Annotated in this window: 14 protein-coding genes; 12 read left to right on the top strand and 2 right to left on the bottom strand. The window is 47.1% G+C overall.

Features of this window, described 5'->3' with window-relative positions:
• Positions 1-66 precede the first annotated feature (66 nt).
• The 7 genes from nagB (at position 67) to trhA (ending at position 7389) form a co-directional block, all read left to right on the top strand.
• Entirely contained in the window at positions 67-828 is a 762-nt protein-coding gene (gene nagB / locus V8Q34_RS26305) for a glucosamine-6-phosphate deaminase (protein ID WP_335836596.1), read from the top strand.
• Positions 821-2119, top strand: a complete 1299-nt coding sequence (locus V8Q34_RS26300) for an aminotransferase family protein (RefSeq protein ID WP_227210883.1) — start codon at positions 821-823, stop codon at positions 2117-2119. The genes nagB and V8Q34_RS26300 overlap by 8 nt, the downstream gene beginning before the upstream one ends.
• Positions 2120-2142: 23 nt before the next feature.
• A complete protein-coding gene (locus tag V8Q34_RS26295; protein ID WP_335836595.1) occupies positions 2143-3309 on the top strand; it encodes an ROK family protein in 1167 nt (388 codons plus the stop codon).
• Positions 3310-3346: 37 nt separating this feature from the next.
• Positions 3347-4294 carry an allose kinase gene (gene alsK / locus V8Q34_RS26290; RefSeq protein WP_103732548.1) on the top strand — a complete coding sequence of 316 codons (948 nt, stop codon included), beginning with the start codon at positions 3347-3349 and terminating at the stop codon, positions 4292-4294.
• 63 nt (positions 4295-4357) lie between these two features.
• Positions 4358-4594, top strand: a complete 237-nt coding sequence (locus V8Q34_RS26285; protein WP_103732547.1) for an HPr family phosphocarrier protein — start codon at positions 4358-4360, stop codon at positions 4592-4594.
• Between the two features lie 124 nt (positions 4595-4718).
• Positions 4719-6524: an amylosucrase gene (locus V8Q34_RS26280; RefSeq protein ID WP_335836594.1), complete on the top strand. Its 1806-nt coding sequence runs from the start codon at positions 4719-4721 to the stop codon at positions 6522-6524.
• Positions 6525-6726: 202 nt separating this feature from the next.
• Positions 6727-7389 carry a PAQR family membrane homeostasis protein TrhA gene (trhA, locus tag V8Q34_RS26275; protein WP_033141666.1) on the top strand — a complete coding sequence of 221 codons (663 nt, stop codon included), beginning with the start codon at positions 6727-6729 and terminating at the stop codon, positions 7387-7389.
• Positions 7390-7434: 45 nt separating this feature from the next.
• Here trhA and V8Q34_RS26270 read toward each other — a convergent pair whose 3' ends face one another.
• Positions 7435-10278: an ATP-binding protein gene (locus V8Q34_RS26270; protein WP_335836593.1), complete on the bottom strand. Its 2844-nt coding sequence runs from the start codon at positions 10276-10278 to the stop codon at positions 7435-7437.
• Positions 10279-10602: 324 nt separating this feature from the next.
• Here V8Q34_RS26270 and V8Q34_RS26265 point away from each other — a divergent pair, with 324 nt between their 5' ends.
• From V8Q34_RS26265 to V8Q34_RS26250, 4 genes are all read left to right on the top strand, one after another.
• Entirely contained in the window at positions 10603-12888 is a 2286-nt protein-coding gene (locus V8Q34_RS26265) for a glycoside hydrolase family 65 protein (RefSeq protein ID WP_335836592.1), read from the top strand.
• Between the two features lie 11 nt (positions 12889-12899).
• Entirely contained in the window at positions 12900-13538 is a 639-nt protein-coding gene (gene pgmB, locus V8Q34_RS26260) for a beta-phosphoglucomutase (protein WP_033141669.1), read from the top strand.
• Positions 13539-13653: 115 nt separating this feature from the next.
• Positions 13654-14295: a sugar O-acetyltransferase gene (locus V8Q34_RS26255; RefSeq protein ID WP_033141670.1), complete on the top strand. Its 642-nt coding sequence runs from the start codon at positions 13654-13656 to the stop codon at positions 14293-14295.
• 16 nt (positions 14296-14311) lie between these two features.
• On the top strand, positions 14312-14629 hold the full coding sequence (locus tag V8Q34_RS26250; protein WP_118594062.1) for a putative signal transducing protein: 318 nt from the start codon (positions 14312-14314) through the stop codon (positions 14627-14629).
• 55 nt (positions 14630-14684) lie between these two features.
• Here V8Q34_RS26250 and V8Q34_RS26245 read toward each other — a convergent pair whose 3' ends face one another.
• On the bottom strand, positions 14685-15677 hold the full coding sequence (locus tag V8Q34_RS26245) for a uroporphyrinogen decarboxylase family protein (RefSeq protein WP_033141671.1): 993 nt from the start codon (positions 15675-15677) through the stop codon (positions 14685-14687).
• Positions 15678-15907: 230 nt separating this feature from the next.
• Here V8Q34_RS26245 and V8Q34_RS26240 point away from each other — a divergent pair, with 230 nt between their 5' ends.
• Positions 15908-17434, top strand: coding sequence for a PucR family transcriptional regulator (locus V8Q34_RS26240; RefSeq protein WP_103731853.1), 1527 nt, complete (start codon positions 15908-15910; stop codon positions 17432-17434).

Genomic DNA, 17434 nt, shown 5'->3' with positions numbered 1-17434 from the left:
AGACGAATTCTGCCGGATGATCAAGGATAAGGTAATCGCAAAATACGGAGAGTGGGAAGCAGCTTTATGAAAATCTACAGGGCAAAGAATTATGATAAACTAAGCGAAAAGGCAGCATCCATCCTGGGCGCGGAAGTGATTTCAAACCCAGAATGTGTGCTGGGTCTTGCGACAGGTTCCACCCCGGTCGGCGCATATGGGTATCTGAAAAAATGGTACCGTATGGGTCTGTTGGATTTCTCCCGGGTGAAATCCATGAACCTGGATGATTATAAGGGACTGGAACCGGACAATGAACAAGGGTATTATTACTTTATGAGAAAGAACCTGTTCTGTGACATAAATATAAAGCCCGAGAATACCCACATACCGGATAGTATGGAGCCTGACAGTGAGAAGGCATGCAGTGATTATGAAAGGATTATAGAAGAATCCGGCGGAGTGGATCTGCAGCTTCTGGGCCTTGGCCACAATGGGCATATTGGTTTTAACGAACCGGGAGAGATTTTCGAGAAAAAATGCCACTGTGTCACTTTGGCAGCAAGCACGGTTGAAGCCAACAAACGCTTTTTTGAAAGGGCGGAAGATGTGCCGTCCCAGGCTTATACCATGGGAATCGGTACCATTATGAGGGCAAAAAAGATTCTGCTGCTCGTGAGCGGAAAAGAAAAGTCAGGTATTCTGAACCAGGTCATTAACGGCCCGGTAACACCAAAAGTACCGGCATCTGTCTTACAGTTTCATCCCAATGTGACTATCATCGCAGACGAGGATGCCCTGTCAGAAGCAGATCTGCAGGAGCAAAAAGGGAGGACCATTTATGAATAAGATTATAGAAAAAGATAAAAAATATCTGATTCAGTGCTATACTACAGATGACATTGCATTTACGAATGCAAAAGGAATGTATCTGTACGACAGCGAGGGAAAGAAATATCTGGATTTTTCGGGCCAGTTCTCAGCCTGCAGTCTGGGACACGGCAATGAGGAACTGATCGGGGCATTAAAAGACCAGCTTGAAAAGATTGTGTCCGTGACCTCCTGCTTCGCGACAGAGGAGAGGGCAGCCCTGGCAGAAAAGATGATTGAAATCTCACCGGAGGGCCTGGATAAGGTAATGTTCGGCTGTACCGGTTCTGACGCCAACGAGTTCGCGCTGAAGCTGGCAAAATACTACAGAGGCGGAGGAAGAATCATTTCCTTCCGCCGGGGATTCCACGGCTCCACCGCAGGTGCGGCAGCCGCTACGGGAAAATCTGAGATGATACAGGAAAACTCCGGTATCTCAGAGCTGCTGCCGAGAGGATTCGTACATTCTGCCCCGCCCTACTGCTACCACTGTGATTTCGGTAAGGAACCGGGGACCTGCGGCCTGCAGTGCTTGAAATACCTGGAGCAGACCATGCTTCACGAGGGCGGTGATAAAATTGCCGCTGTGATCTCAGAGCCCATCTTTGCAGCCGGCGGTGTGATCGTACCGCCAAAGGGATTCTGGAAGGGTGTCAGAGAGCTCTGTGATAAATATGGTGCGCTTCTGATCTTCGATGAGGTTGTTACCGGTATCGGACAGACGGGAACCATGTTCGCATGTCAGTATGAAGGTGTGACTCCGGATATCCTGGTAACAGGCAAGGCGCTCACAAGCGGATACGTTCCGGGCTCTGCAGTCCTCTGCAGAAAGGAAATCGGGGAGGCAATGAGCAAGATCAGCCTTCACGGACATACCCATTCCTGTTACCCGCTGGCATGCCGCAGTGCACTGAAGAACATTGAGATCATCGAGCGGGACGGTCTTGTGGAGAACAGCCGCGTGGTAGGTGACTATCTGCACAGCAGACTTCTTGAACTGAAGGATAAATTTCCTGTCATCAAGGATGTACGCGGACGCGGCCTTCTGCAGGGTATGGAGCTGGAGGGAACACCTTCGGAGGATAAATATGTGCTGGGCCAGGAATTTTATGAAGCTATGCTGCATAATGGTCTGGTCACAGAGCTGGAGAGCAGAAAGAACCTGGAGAATGTGGTTGTGGTCATGCATCCGGCATTGATCACATCAAAAGAAAATGTGGATGAAGCGGTTGCTGTCATTGAGAAATCTCTCAAGGAGTGTTTAAAATAAAATAATTTAAAGGAAGTGATTTTATGACTATGGATGCAGATAAAAAACAGACGCTGACAGTCAGCAGTATCAGAAATATAAATGTGGCAAACATTATGCAGAGCATACTCAGGGACAAAACCAAGACCAGGAGTGAGCTGGCCAAGGAGAACCATATCAGCGTCATGACCGTGAAGCATATTGTGGATGACCTGATCGCAAATGATATCCTTGTGGAGAAGGTCTGTGAAGGGAATGATGTGGGAAGAAAACCCAAAGCCCTTCAGATCAACGAAAAATACGGTAATATTGTATGCATCAATCTGACATCTGTAGATGAGATCAGCTTCCTTATATATGATATTTATGAGGTACAGAAGGAGGAGCAGACACTGGAATTTGATACCGGGCGCAGTTACAGGGAAAACCTTCTGCGCGCAGTGGATATGATAAAGGAAAAGCTTGCCGCCATGCATACGGTTACGGTGGGTGTCGCAGTGTTTGTTCCCAGTGCCTATTATGAAGATGTTGACCTGGTTAATTATGACCTTATAGCTGATTTTAAGGAGCTGCATATCAGACAGTTGTTTACGGACGCGTTTGGAATCAGCAATATTTTGATTCTTCATGACGTGGTGCCGGCTGCGTGGTCTGAGTATGAGAGTATGGATTCTGAATCGGACAGTCAGTTTTACTTTTACTGCGGTCACGGTGTGGGCGGCTTCTTTATCCACAGGGGAACTGCAGTCATGGGGGAGGAATTGATGGCCGGTGAGGTTGGTAAGATGCTTCTACTCACAGACAGCGCAGAGAAGAGATATACTACATTTGAGGATATGATCTCCGTCTCTGTTCTGAATAGGAAACTTCGTGAAGCGGGTATCGGCAAAACATTTAAGGAAGTTATCTGTGACTATGAAGAGCAGGGGGAGGACGCAAGGCGAATTGTGGATGAAGCCCTGGATACCATAGTCAGAGTGCTTTACAATCTTTTGTGGGTTTATAACCCGGGAACACTGGTCGTGGACAGTTGTTACAGTGATTACAGCAGGCTGATCATGACACGTTTCCAGGCGTTTGTGGAGTCTCTGGCCAATGAGGCTATTCCTATCCATGTGGAGGTGCGGCAGGCGCTGTATGACGAGTACCACATGATGCGGGGCTGTTTTCATATGGTGAGAGATGCCTGGGTGGATGAGATCAATAATTAACTGAGACCATAGCAGAGAGAAAGAAGAGAAGTGGAGAATGAAAAATGTAATAATCGGCATTGATCTGGGGGGAACCAATCTCCGCATCGGGGCTGTGACCCCGGACAATGAGATGAAAAATCCCTCTGTCATCAAAAGCTTTTACATTGCCAATGCCCACAATCCGGTGATAAAGCTCTGTGAGATTATTGAGAAGTACAGAGTTTCCAACGGAATCGAAGAGATAGAGGCCATATCCATCGGTGTTCCATCCTCCGTTTCCAATGATAAGGAGACTGTCATCTGTACAACGAATATAAGAAACAGTGCAGGCGAAGTGGTATTTCTTAACAGAAATATTGCGGCTGAAATGAGGGAATATTTTGAAGTCCCTGTGTATGTGAACAATGACGTGAACAATATCCTGCAGTACGATGTGGCTGTGAACCATCTGGAAAACCAGAAGATCGTGGTCGGCATATATATCGGTACCGGTGTGGGCTCGTCCGTGATCATCGACGGAAAGCCCCTGGAGGGCAAGGACGGGGCAGAACTGGATCTGGGCCATATTCCGTATTACAAAGGGGACGACCCGTGCAGCTGCGGCAAAAAAGGCTGCTGTGAGTGTTATGCATCGGGCTGGCGGCTTCAGCAGATTCGGGAACAGTATTATCCGAATACGGAAATTCAGGACATGTTCACACTTCACAGGGAGGAGCAGCCCCTTAAGGAATTTGTGGATGCCTGTGCGCATGTGTACGCTGTGATGGCAACTATTTTCAACCCGGATTCCCTTGTGGTGGGAGGCGGTGTTATGGAGATGATGGATTTTCCCCGCAAGGCGTTTGAGCAGGCTGTAAATGAAAAGGTGGGGACAGATGTGATGGGATACGGTTTCCGATATATATATTCAGAAGAATATGTGGGAAAAGGCGTCATAGGAGCAGCCGTATTTGCCAGAAACAGACTGAAAGAAGAGTGTCAGAGAGCGAGAATGATAAGCTGAGTTATATGGGCCGGGCTGCCTGAGCAGGGAGGCCCGGCGTACAGAAGAAAGAAGGGAAGAGAAATGATTACATTTCCGGTCAATTTAAAGGATGTGAATGAAGTCATTGATTTTGTGAACCTGGCCAATAAAGTTGAGTACGATGTGGACCTGAGGTATGGAAGTTGTATATATGACGCGAAGTCTGTGATCAGTGCAATGCTCATCAGCGCGGCCCGTTCGGTCGTCATGCAGGTGCATGCAGACCGTGTGGACGAACAGATGATCAGGGAAAAATTTGAAAAGTATATCTGTGCCTGACAAAAGGTATCGCCTGGATATTTCCGGCGGTGCCTTTTTGGCTTGTGGGAAATTCGTCTATCTTGTATACTTGATATAAGAGAATACGGAAGGAACTTCCGGCGTGTGAAAGGAGCAGAATGTTATGTCTATGGATAAACTGCGCACATATTATTTTGGGCTGTATGGGGAGAACGGGATCACCCAGTTTTTCTTTGACCAGCTCATGGAAATTATGGAGAAGGCCAGGGCAGGCAGGAGCACTGCGCTGAGAAAGCAGGATAAGAAGGGGAATGACTGGTATCTTTCAGAGAAAATGGTGGGAATGATGCTGTATCTGGACAAGTTCTCAGACAATCTGTCCAGCTTTGAAAAGAGGATCGATTATCTGGCAGACCTGGGTGTGACTTATGTGCATTTTATGCCGCTCCTGCAGTCCAGAGAGGGCCAGAATGACGGTGGATACGCAGTGTCCGATTATCTGAACGTGGATAAGAAATTCGGCACCACAGAGCAGTTTGAACACGTGGTTGACAGACTGAAGAAAAAGGGAATCCGCACCTGTATTGATTTTGTGCTGAACCACACGGCTAAGGAACATGAGTGGGCCTTGAAATCCAGGAAAAACGAGCCGGGATACGAAGATATGTATTATATGTTCGACAATTACGGCATTCCTTCCGAGTATGAGAAGACATTGACGGAAATCTTCCCTTCCGTTGCACCTAAGAATTTTACCTACTACGAGGATATCGGAAAGTTTGTCATGACGCGTTTCTATGAATTCCAGTGGGATCTGAACTATAAGAACCCCAACGTGTTCAACCGTATCGCTGAGGTGCTTTTGACACTTGCCAACAAAGGGGTTGACATATTCAGGCTGGATGCCATCCCTTATATGTGGAAGGAGCTGGGAACCTCATCCATGAACCTGCCCCAGGTGCACACACTTCTGAAAATGTATGAGATGATCATAGAGGAGGTATGCCCCTCTGTTGTCTTTTTGGGGGAAGCTATCGTAGAGCCTCATGAGATTGTAAAATACTTCGGCACACCTGAGGAGAAGGAATGCCATATCATGTACAATGCGTCTCTTATGGTGCTTCTGTGGAATTCGCTTGCAACCAGGGATGTGCGGCTGATGCAGCGTTCCATGTCTATTGATTACGGCACGCCAAAGGATGGGGTGTGGATCAATTATGCAAGATGCCATGATGACATCGGATGGGGATTTGAGAAGGATATCATCAGGGATCTGGGGATGGACCCCGAGGCTCATAAGCAGTTTATCATTCAATTCATGGAAGGAAAATTCCCCGGCAGCTTTGCAAAGGGGGAGCTCTATGAGTTCAATCCTGAGACGCTGGACGCGAGAAACAGCGGCACAATGGCATCCCTGTGCGGTCTTGAGGAGGCTATTTTGAAGAAAGACCGCTATAAGCTGGAGCTGGCGGTCAAGAGGATCCTGCTTTTAAACAGTGTGATCATTTCTTATACCGGAATCCCTCTTCTGTACAGCGGTGATGAGATCGGAACCCTGAACTGGTGGGATTACAAGAAGGATGAGACCATTGCCCATGATTCCCGCTGGCTGCACCGGGCACCCATGGACTGGGAGAAAGCAGGGAACAGACATGATATGGGCACTGTGGAGGGAATCCTTTTCAGCAGTATCAGGGAAATGATCCGGGTGCGGAAGGAAAATCCCATATTCGCCTCCAATATATCCTCCATACCCATTGATACAGGGAATAAAGCAGTGTTTGCGTTCCACAGGGAGGATAAAATGCTGGTTCTTGCCAATTTCAGTGAGGAGAGACAGGTGGTAAACTGCAATGCTGTAAATTGGTTCGGGCTTCCCTGGGAACTGCACGATCTGATTCAGGGAAAAACAGTCCCTCTGTGGGATAATATTGTACTTGGGCCGTATGAATACTTATGGCTTGCATAAATTTAGTGTTGGAGTCCGGTTTTATACCGGGCTCCTTTTGTACTTTTAGAAAAAATTTATAAAAAAGGGTTGCAATATGCGTAGATGAGTAGTAGTATAATAAATATCAAAACGTAGTAATTAAAACTACATATAACATTTAAGAATACCAAATGCAGGTGAAGTACATACTATATGTATAATTAAAGTGAGGAGTGATGTTATGAAACTGAAGATCAAAGAACCGGGCAGCGCAATTACACATTTTATCGGATGGCTGATGGCAGTGCTGGCAGCGGCTCCGCTGCTGATCAGGTCAGCCAGGGAACCGGACAGCATCCATATAATCGCAATGAGTGTTTTTATGCTGAGCATGATCCTGTTATATGCGGCGAGTACTATTTACCACACCGTTGATTCCACGGAAAAGGTAAACCGGCGTCTGCGCAAGATGGATCACATGATGATTTTTATTCTCATAGCAGGAAGTTATACGCCGATCTGTCTGATCGTGCTTCACGGCAGGACGGGGACGATCCTTTGTACAGCAGTGTGGCTGGTAGCGATTGTGGGAATTCTGATCAAAGCCTGCTGGATCACCTGTCCCAAGTGGTTTTCTTCTGTTATCTATATTGCAATGGGCTGGCTCTGTGTGTTCGCCTTTGTACCCATTGTCCGGGCGCTGTCACCGGCGGGTTTCGGATGGCTTCTGGCAGGCGGCATTATATATACAGTGGGAGGTATCATTTATGCGCTGAAACTTCCGATCTTCAATGCAAACCATAAGAATTTCGGTTCCCACGAGATATTTCATCTGTTTGTTATGGGCGGAAGTTTATGTCACTTTATTGTCATGTATTTCTTTGTTCTTCCCATGTCGGTATAAAAAAACAGGGTGTGTGAAATTTCGGATTTCATACACCCTGTTTTTTTATTCCCTGCCGCAGCAGTATTTTATAAGGATTTCCTGCAGTTTTTTCACATCTACAGGTTTTGAAAGATGGTCATTCATACCGCAGGAAAGTGCCCGTTCCATGTCCTCCCGGAATGCGTTCGCTGTGATGGCGATAATGGGAACTGAGGCGGCATCTTCCCTGGGAAGGCTCCGGATGGCTTTTGTGGCCTCATACCCGTCCATTTTGGGCATCTGGATATCCATGAGAATGGCATCAAAGGTACCTGACGGGGAGGAGGAGAACATATCCACTGCCTCGGCACCGTCACGGGCAGGGCTGGATTCTATCCCCATGATCTCGAGGAACTGTTCCGTGATTTCCAGATTCAGTTCATTGTCCTCTGTGACAAGGACTCGTTTTCCCTGCAGAAGAGCAGCTGAATCTTTGGGCTCCTCTTGACTTTCTGATTCCGCAGAAGATTCCTCCTTTATATCAGGCTCCTCAGGGAAGGGAAGAATGATGCGGAAAACAGAACCTTTCCCCTTTTGACTGTCTACATCTATGGTTCCGTGCATTAAATCTACCAGACCTTTGATCACGGACAGGCCAAGACCCGTTCCGCTTATCTGCATTTTGTCCGCCTCCACTGAGCGGGAGAAGGGCTGGAACATGGTTTTCATGAATTCCTTGGTCATACCAATGCCGTTATCCCTGCATTCAAACAGGTAGAGAATTTCACCTTTTCCATTGGGGGCCTTTTCTTCTGCAGTGAGGGTGATCCGGCCGCCTTCAGGTGTAAACTTAATGGCATTTACGATCACATTGGATAATATCTGTTTCAGCTTGACGCAGTCGCCGATAAGTGTTCTGTCCGGGATAGAGGCTCCGTTGATGTCCATACGGATATTTCTGGATTCTGCCTGTATGCTGAGCATGGCATGCAGTTCTTCCAAAATGGTGGACATATGGAAGCTTTCCGGGGAAAGTGTCTCTCTGCCGCTTTCTATCCGTGACATGTCAAGAACGGAGTTGATCAGGGAAAGAAGCTGGCTGCAGGATATTCTGGCTTTTTCCAGGTATTCTTTATTCTTTTGTGCAGATTCCTCGTTCTGCATCAGGGTGAGCATTCCTGATATGCCGTTTAAGGGTGTGCGCATCTCATGTGATACATTTGACAGAAATCTGGTCTTAGCCTCAGTCGCAACATTGGCGCGTTCCAGGGCACGGCTGAGCTCCTTTTCACTGCGTTCTCTTTCAGCCAGTGTCTCCTGCATGCTTTTCTGCCGTACGCGGGACATTAAAACAACCGCGATACAGGACAGGATAAATACGATCACAGCCAGAAGGGCTGCAGATATGGAGATCACATGCTTTTTAAAGAAAGCGGTTAAGGTGACAGACGCATTTGTCTGTTCTGTGATCATGCGCTGGTAAACCGTATCATCAATTTCCGAAGCATTCATATTCAGCACTGCTTTTTCCAGTATGGTGAGCAGGTTTGTATCAGCGGATGCCGGGGCGGCCAGAGTCATGGTGGTGAGTTTCAGGTCAGTGGGGGTTATGGAGAGGTTCGGGTAGCTGCTCTCCATAAGAAGATACTGGGCAGCAAAATTATCCAGTATGGTTTCAGTGGCACGTCCTTCTGACACATACTCCAGACATTCTACGGCGCTGCTGCAGTACAATACCTTTTCATAATCATCCAGCAGGGCATCCATTTCAGGAAGATTCTGTTCATACTGGGGAAGGACAAGTACAGGTTTGTTGGAAGATGGATTGGCAGTGACACGCATCTGTTCCGGTGTATTATAGGGAAAGAGCTGCAGTTCACTGTAGGTGTCTTCACTGCCGGGATGGGTGATCATAAGGGGAAGAAAATCTGCCTTTTTTTCTTTTACCATTTCAATGGCCTGATCCAGGGTGTCCGTAACGATATAATTGACGGAAATGCCGATCTCACTGCAGAAATATTGGGCAATATCAGCGTCCAGACAGCTATAGTTCCCATTGACACCCAGCTTGTCTGAGGCCCCGTATGATGTTTTCGGAAGAACAGCCGTCAGGGTTCCCTTTTCTCTCAGATATGTCTTCTCTTCAGCGGTAAAGGCATTTGCCAGGCTGTCATTGCCTTTCATATATTTGTTTTCCAGTTGGTCCATATAGTCCTGGGACATGGCATGCATGGTGTACAGGGCAGCATTGAGCTCACGCAGTATTTCCGGTTTGTCCTTGGATACGACCGTGTAATAGGGAGAGTCGGCAAAACGTGTGACGATCCGCATATCCGATCCACGGGCTGCACTGCCGATCAGGATCATATCCGTCTCCCCGTTTTTCAGGGCGTTAAAGTAATCGAGGTGGGATTCATATACCTTTATATCCAGATGAATCTGATTGCTGTCGCAGAAGTCCTCCAGAACCTTTTCTTTACCGTTTTTTTCCTGTGTACTGCTGATCGCCACGGTTTTATTGTCAAGGGAGGTCAAATCCCCTGAGGTAATGTCTATATTGTCATTCTGTACCACCAGACAGGTGTAGTCAAAGCCGCTGGATAATGAGGGGTAATCCGCGTACTCATCCATACCCTCTGAATATCCGGTAGAACCCATAATATCAATATCCCCGTTAAGAAAACTGTCGAACAGCGTTTCCATATCATCCACTACATATTGGATGTCCCATCCGGCGCATTTTCCCAGATTTTCAAAATATTCGTACATCATGCCGCCAAGACTTCCGTCTTCATTGACAACATAGAGACGATTGTCTGCCAGATTGGGAAAGGCTACCGTGACTTTTCGCGGTTCTCTGGCATAAACGGGTACGGATATGGATAAAAGCATGATAATGCTCAGCATCAAGGCAAAAAGTCTTTTCATCGTATGCCTCCCATTTTATTTGTTGGTGAGATATATAATTATAAGTATAGAGGATATAAGGGAAAAAATCAATTTTTATAATGCTTTGGAAGAATGTTTTCAATGAAAAGGGAACGAATAGACAGACCGGTGATAAATAGATGTGTAATGTTTATGGAAACTGTATATTTCGGAAAAAATATTTGGTTATTATGCTAAAATAAAAATAAGGTTATTATGTAATTTAATGGTGTTGCATAAAACCATTGAAAATAAAAAAAGTTGTTGCTAGAATGATGACAAGAAAAGAACAGAGATAAAGCTTACAGAGAAAGGAAGAACAGAATGAATAAATGGGTTTACCAGATTGAGGACATAGGGCTTGAAAATGAGCAGTGTCTTTTAAATGAGACGGTCTTTCACAATGCCAACGGCTATATTGGGGTCCGCTCTGACTTTGAGGAGGGATATGCTCAGGGGTATGATACGATCCGGGGGTCTTATATCAACGGATTCTATGATATTGCCAAAATGTCTCAGGCCGAAAAGCTCTGCGGACTGGCTGAGGAAAAGCAGACAATGCTGAATGTGGCAGATACCCAGACTATCTTTCTGAAGATTGAGGGGGAGACCTTTTGTATGTTTGAGGGGACTGTGGAAAAAAGCAGCAGAAGCCTGGATATGCAGAATGGATTCACGCAGAGACAGGTAGTGTGGCGCTCTCCGGGGGGGCACAGAGTGGAGATCACCATCAGGAGAATGACATCCTTTCTGCTTCTTCCGCTTTTCACCATATCCTATGAGGTAAAGGCATTGAATTTCAGCGGGACACTGGAATTTATTTCTGTACATAACGGGGATGTGAAGAATTACTGTAACCCCAATGATCCGAGGGTTGCCGGTGAAAGCTTTCAGCATCTGCGCCCGGTCAGTGCAGAGGTGAAGGACGGGGTGTCTTATCTTGTCACAGAGACTGTTACTTCCGGGCTTACCGTGTGTACGGCGGTAAAGGATGTACTTTCATGCGGAACCGGTGCAGTCTGCCGGGAGAATTCCGTGCAGGAAGGACACTCTGTCACCAGAAAAATGGAAACAGATATCAGGGAGGGTGAGACAGTCCGGCTGGTGAAATATACAGTGTTTACGGATTCCCTCAGATACAAAGACTGCAGGAAGGAAGCGGAAAATGCTATGAACAGGGCGCTGTCTGTCAGCCTTGAAAAATGGTACAGGCAGCAGAGAGAATACCTGGATGAGTTCTGGGCACAGTCAGCGCTGGATATAGAGGGGGACGATGACCTGGCGGTTGCTGTCAGATATAACCTCTATCAGCTTCTCCAGTCAGCGGGCAGGGACGAGCACAGTAATATAGCCGCGAAGGGACTTTCCGGTGAGGGCTATGAGGGGCATTATTTCTGGGATACAGAAATGTATATGCAGCCATTTTTTACCCTGACAAATCCCCGGATATCCGCCAGCCTGATCGCGTACAGGTACAGTATCCTGGATGCAGCCAGGGAAAATGCCCGAATCATGGGGCACAGAAAAGGAGCGCTCTATCCGTGGAGAACAATCTCCGGTTCTGAGTGCTCGGGATTTTTCCCGGCAGGTTCTGCGCAGTATCATATTAACGGGGATATTGCCTATGCGGTGGTGTCTTATTATCTGGCCACCGGGGATTTGGACCTGATGGCGGAAAAGGGCGCTGAGATCATTTTTGAGACGGCAAGGCTGTGGATGGATGCGGGGAATTTCCACAGGGGAAAATTCCACATCAATGATGTGACAGGTCCGGATGAATACACGTGTCTGGTAAATAACAATTATTACACCAATGCAGGCGCCCAGTATAATCTTCATTGGGCCGTGCGTTTTTATGAACTGCTGGGGGAGGCCGGAAAGCTTGCTCCGGTGGCTGAAAAAATAGGATTAAAGCCTGAGGAGATCCGGGAGTTTAAGAAAGCGGAGGAACAGATGTATCTGCCGTATGACGAAGAGACAGGCATCAATCCCCAGGATGACTCTTTCCTTCAAAAAGAGGTGTGGGATATCAAGGGTACACCTGCGGACAAGTTCCCTCTGCTTCTGCATTATCACCCGCTCTGCCTGTACCGTTATCAGGTGTGTAAACAGGCAGATACCGTGCTGGCGCATTTTATCTATGAGGATGCGCAGGACCTGGAGACCATCAGAAAGTCCTTTGCGTACTATGAGAATGTGACGACCCATGACTCTTCACTCTCCACATGTATTTTCAGTATTGTGGCATCCAGGCTGGGACTGAAGGATAAGGCCTATGACTATTTCGGTGACAGCGCGAAGCTGGATCTGTTCAATCTGCACCACAACACAAAGGACGGTATCCATACAGCAAATATGGGTGGAAATTATATGGCTGTGGTGTACGGATTCGGCGGCCTTCGGCTGAAAGAGACAGGCATCTGCTTTGCGCCGGTACTTCCTGACAAATGGGAATCTTATACCTTTAAGATCAGCTACAGAGGCAGTCATATCCAGGTCTGCGTGGGCAGGGATAAGTCTGTGTTTACGCTGGAAAAGGGAGAACCCAGGGAGATAACCGTATTCGGTACAAAGTACCTTCTGAAAGATACCATTGAGATTGAGAGATAAGGAGAGAGGCCATGAAATACAAGGGAATTATTTTTGACCTGGACGGTGTGATCTGCCACACAGACAAATACCATTACCAGGCATGGAAGAAGCTGGCGGATAAGCTGGGAATCTATTTTGATGAGGAGATCAACAACAGACTTAGGGGTGTGAGCCGGATGGAGAGCTTTGAGATCATTCTGGAAAAATACGATGGTGAGATGACAGAGGAGGAGAAAGTCCGCTATGCCTCAGAAAAAAATGACCTGTACCGTGAACTTCTGAAAAATATGACAACTGCTGACCTGGACCCGCAGGTGAAGGAGACACTGGATGCGCTGAGAAGCAGGGGGCTTCTTTTGGCAATCGGTTCATCCAGCAGGAATGCGGGATTTATCCTGGAACGTCTGGGACTTTCCGGATATTTTGATGCGGTTTCCGACGGCAACAATATTTCCCGCTCCAAACCGGACCCGGAGGTGTTCCTGAAAGCAGCAGAGTATCTGAACCTGCAGCCTCAGGACTGTCTTGTGGTGGAGGATGCGGAATCAGGACTGGAAGCGGCGTTTGGAGGACACATGGACTGTGCAGCCATCGGTGACGCGGTCAAATGCGGAAGGGCGACGTATAATCTGAACACATTCTCCGATTTACTGGAAGCTGCTTCGTGACATTATGCAAAAAGAATGATAGAATAATGGTAATCATTCATGCACGGTCAGCCCGGCAAACGCGCAGGCCGGAATGAACAGTTACAAAAAGCGGACATACAGGAGGATTACACATATGTCATTGGAACAGCAGATGAAAAGCGGTCTTTTATACCGGGAATACGGGCACAAGGATGAAAAAGATATTGCCTATGAGAAGGTGATCGAGAGGCAGAGAAAACACGGCAAAGAGCTGACATTTGCCTACAATCAGACAAATCCGTCTGACTACGGACGGAAACGGGAGCTTTTGCAGCAGATACTTGGTTCTATGGGGGATGAGGTGTGGATCGAGTCACCAGTGAATTTTTCCTATGGTTGCAACACCCACGTAGGCAATTATTTTTATGCCAATTACGGACTCGTGGTGGTGGATGATGTGGATGTTTTTATCGGGGATTATGTTATGTGCGGACCGAATGTATCCATCTGTGTGACCGGACATCCGGTTTACGGGGAATACAGAAGGGACGGCACCCAGTTCTCTCTTCCTGTGCATATCGGAAATGACGTGTGGATTGGGGCAAATGTGGTTATCATGCCGGGTGTTACGATCGGCAATAACGTGGTCATCGGCGCTGGCAGCGTAGTCACCAAGGATATCCCGGACAATGTGGTTGCCTTCGGAACACCATGCCGCGTTGCAAGGCAGATCACAGATGAGGATAAGGAATATTTCCGCAAAGGCGTACCTGTAAACAAAGACTGGAGAGAATAGTCTGACAGGAGGGTATATGTTTCATAAAAAGAAGCAGGAAGATGAATTTGAGATGGTGAATCTCAGAACAGTCTATGGTGTGTATGAGAGAGAAGCGCTGACCGGACTGCTGGATGAAAACAACATTCCTTATATAGCGCAGGGAAACAGCATAGGCGGATATCTCACTATTGTTGCCGGCACTTCAGGTACTTTTGGGACAGATATCCTGGTTGGAAAAAACGTCTATGAGAAGGCAAAAGAACTGATGGATTCCATCAATTGGGATGCATTGGACAATGAAACGGAGATTCCGGAGGAAGAATGGAATACCGGAGAGCCGCCGGAAGATTAAAAAAACAGGACCGTCCGCAGCAGTTTCAGGGCTGATGCGGACGGTTTTTTATTGACTATTTGAACATTTCTTTGCTTACTTTTTCAATTGCTTCACTGGCTGTCTCATAAACACCCGGGAAGGTACTGATTCCAAGACCCTGGGTAATACACGGAATGTAATATTTTGTTCCGTATTCTTCACATGCGCGGCGGACTTCTTTTTCCACCAGCTCAGGTGTCCAGTCAGGACGGTCTACGGACGCACTGTCAATGCCGCCCATGAAGGTAATCTTCTCGCCGTATTTTGCGATCAGGTCAGCGATATTGTTGGAGGTCATACATCCCTGCCAGATATCAATTCCCATCTCGATCATAAACGGAACCAAAGTTGCTGCGTAGGAATCCGCATGGTGAATCACAACTTCTACACCGTGGTCTCTGTAATAGCCGTAAATCTTCTTATAGGACGGAAGGAAAAATTCTTCAAACATATCCGGGGAGATGAAGGTGGAAGTCTGGCTTCCCCAGTCATCATGGTGGAAGATGGCATCCGGTTTGATATATTTGCAGATTTTCTCAGCGTACTGCAATTCCCATTCGGTGAGATACTCGATCAGTTCATGTGTGCATTCAGGCTCCTCATAGAAGTTGATCAGCGCGTTCTGGATTTCCTGCAGATGATGGCACTGTTCAAAAAGTCCCGGAGCGATAAACTGTGTAACAAAATATTCATTGCGGTCTACTTTTTCCGCTTCAGCGATGAATGGCTCCCACTCAGCATCGGAATAATCCAGACGCGGTGCTTTTACATAATCTCTCCAGTGTGTAATATCTTTGCAGACAATATGTTCTTCGTCGTGAATCGGGAATCCGCCGGGAGTTCCTTCCGGCCATACCATGGTAACGCCCCATGCGTTTTTAATAGGCGGCTTGCCGTATTCCGGGTTTGGACTTGCAGCGGTATATGGATTGCCGAAAATCATTCCCAGTGCCTCGTACTGGTTTACATAACGGTCCGGATGACCGCCTCGGATCGTTTCTAATAAATTCTGTCTTCTGGTTAACATAAAGTGAATACCTCCTTTTCTAAAACCCCAACGATGTGTCATGGAAAGGCCTGTCCCCCATGACTGATACAAAATCGTAACTGTTCAGCAGGTCTGCACATTTCCTGTGCTGACATGGAACAACTGCACTAAATTTATAATAACAGAATTGTCAGGTCTGGTAAATACGATGAAATAATTGACTTTTCTGTATGAATACACTACACTTTGTAGGAGGGAGGTGATTTTAAATGAAATTGACTTTTTATCAAATTTATTATCATCTGAAAAAAAGGTACGACGCCAGGCGGATTTCCTGCAACCCCTGTAAAATAAAGGTGGAGAGGCCTGTCTACTACAGGGATGGACAGGACTGCAGAGGACATATGGTGCTGATCTTCAATGAGGAACTTATGAAAATAGGCCTGGATTCCTCCTTATGGAAGGACTGTATTTTTATCTGCTTTGGGGAAGTGGATGATATATTTTGTCGGATTGATACAGACCTGCTTGTTCTGGATGAAAGGATACCCAGGGAGCAGGTGCTCAATGACCTTCAGGAGATATTCCAATACTTTGAGGAGATGGGGTATTCCGTGACGGAAGTGTTTATGGAGAATCAGGATTTCGGGGAACTGATGGAGTGCTTCGGGAGGATTTTTGAGACGCCTCTTGCGCTGATGGATGCCAGCTTTTCCTATGTGGCTTTGGCTGACAGGGAGGGGAGGTTTGCTAATGGATTTATGAATGAGAGCAGCACTCTTCCCATGCAGATGGTGAGCCAGCTTATATCAGATCCCGCCTATCAGCGGAGCATGACACTTGCGGGAGTGTATACTTATACGCTGGAGCAGGTGACATTTCTGTGCAGGAATCTGTTCTTTGAGGGAAAATTTATCGGCAAGCTGATGGCGGTATCCTGCACATCGCCTTTGAATAATGAGTATCACAAGGATCTGCTTCTCATGGCAGCCGGATATGTGGAGCGGATGTATGAGCGTTTCGGGGCCTTTCATATGGCTGACCGCTCCCTTGACAGCCTGCATGAACTTCTGAGGCTTACATTAAAGGGGAGCTCCGTGCCGGGGGAGAGGCTGCGGAGTGCACTGGGGAATCTATCCTGGTCTGAGGAAGATGCCTACTATCTGATCCAGATGCGCCCAAGCTACAGATATGACAAATCCCTGTATGACAAATACCTGTGCCCGCAGATGGAGCAGCAGTGGAAAGATACCTGCTGCGTGGCTCATAATGACAGCCTCATGGTACTTTTGAACGGAAGCAGGCTTCATATGACGGACTTTCAGCCCGAGCTGGCTTATTTTCTCAGGGAAAATCTCCTGGCAGCAGGGATCAGCAGAAAATTCAGGGGATTTGACGGGATACAGAATGCGTTTAAGCAGACGGATATTGCCCTGGAGCTGGGCATGAGAAAGGATGCCACCCCCTGGTATTTCAGGTTTGACGACTATGCCCTTGACTATATCCTGATTCACGGGAGAGGGGTGTTTGAGCCGGAACAGATATGCGCGCCGGGGATTCTGAAGCTGATAGAACACGATGAGAAGATGCATACAGAGTATTACAAGACATTATACTGTTACCTGCAGTGCAGGTATAACGCGGCAGTGACAGCCAAAAAGCTGTTTATCCACAGGAGTACTTTTCTGAACCGGCTGGAGAGGATAGGTGAACTGATACAGACAGATCTGGAGGATTTCCGCTCCAGGCTGTACCTCTCTGTCTCCTTTTATATACTGGAGGAGGGAAAACAGTAG

The sequence above is a fragment of the Blautia sp. JLR.GB0024 genome (genome assembly GCF_037000545.1).
GTDB lineage: Bacteria > Bacillota > Clostridia > Lachnospirales > Lachnospiraceae > Blautia > Blautia celeris.
This window is presented reverse-complemented; position numbering and strand designations above follow the sequence as displayed.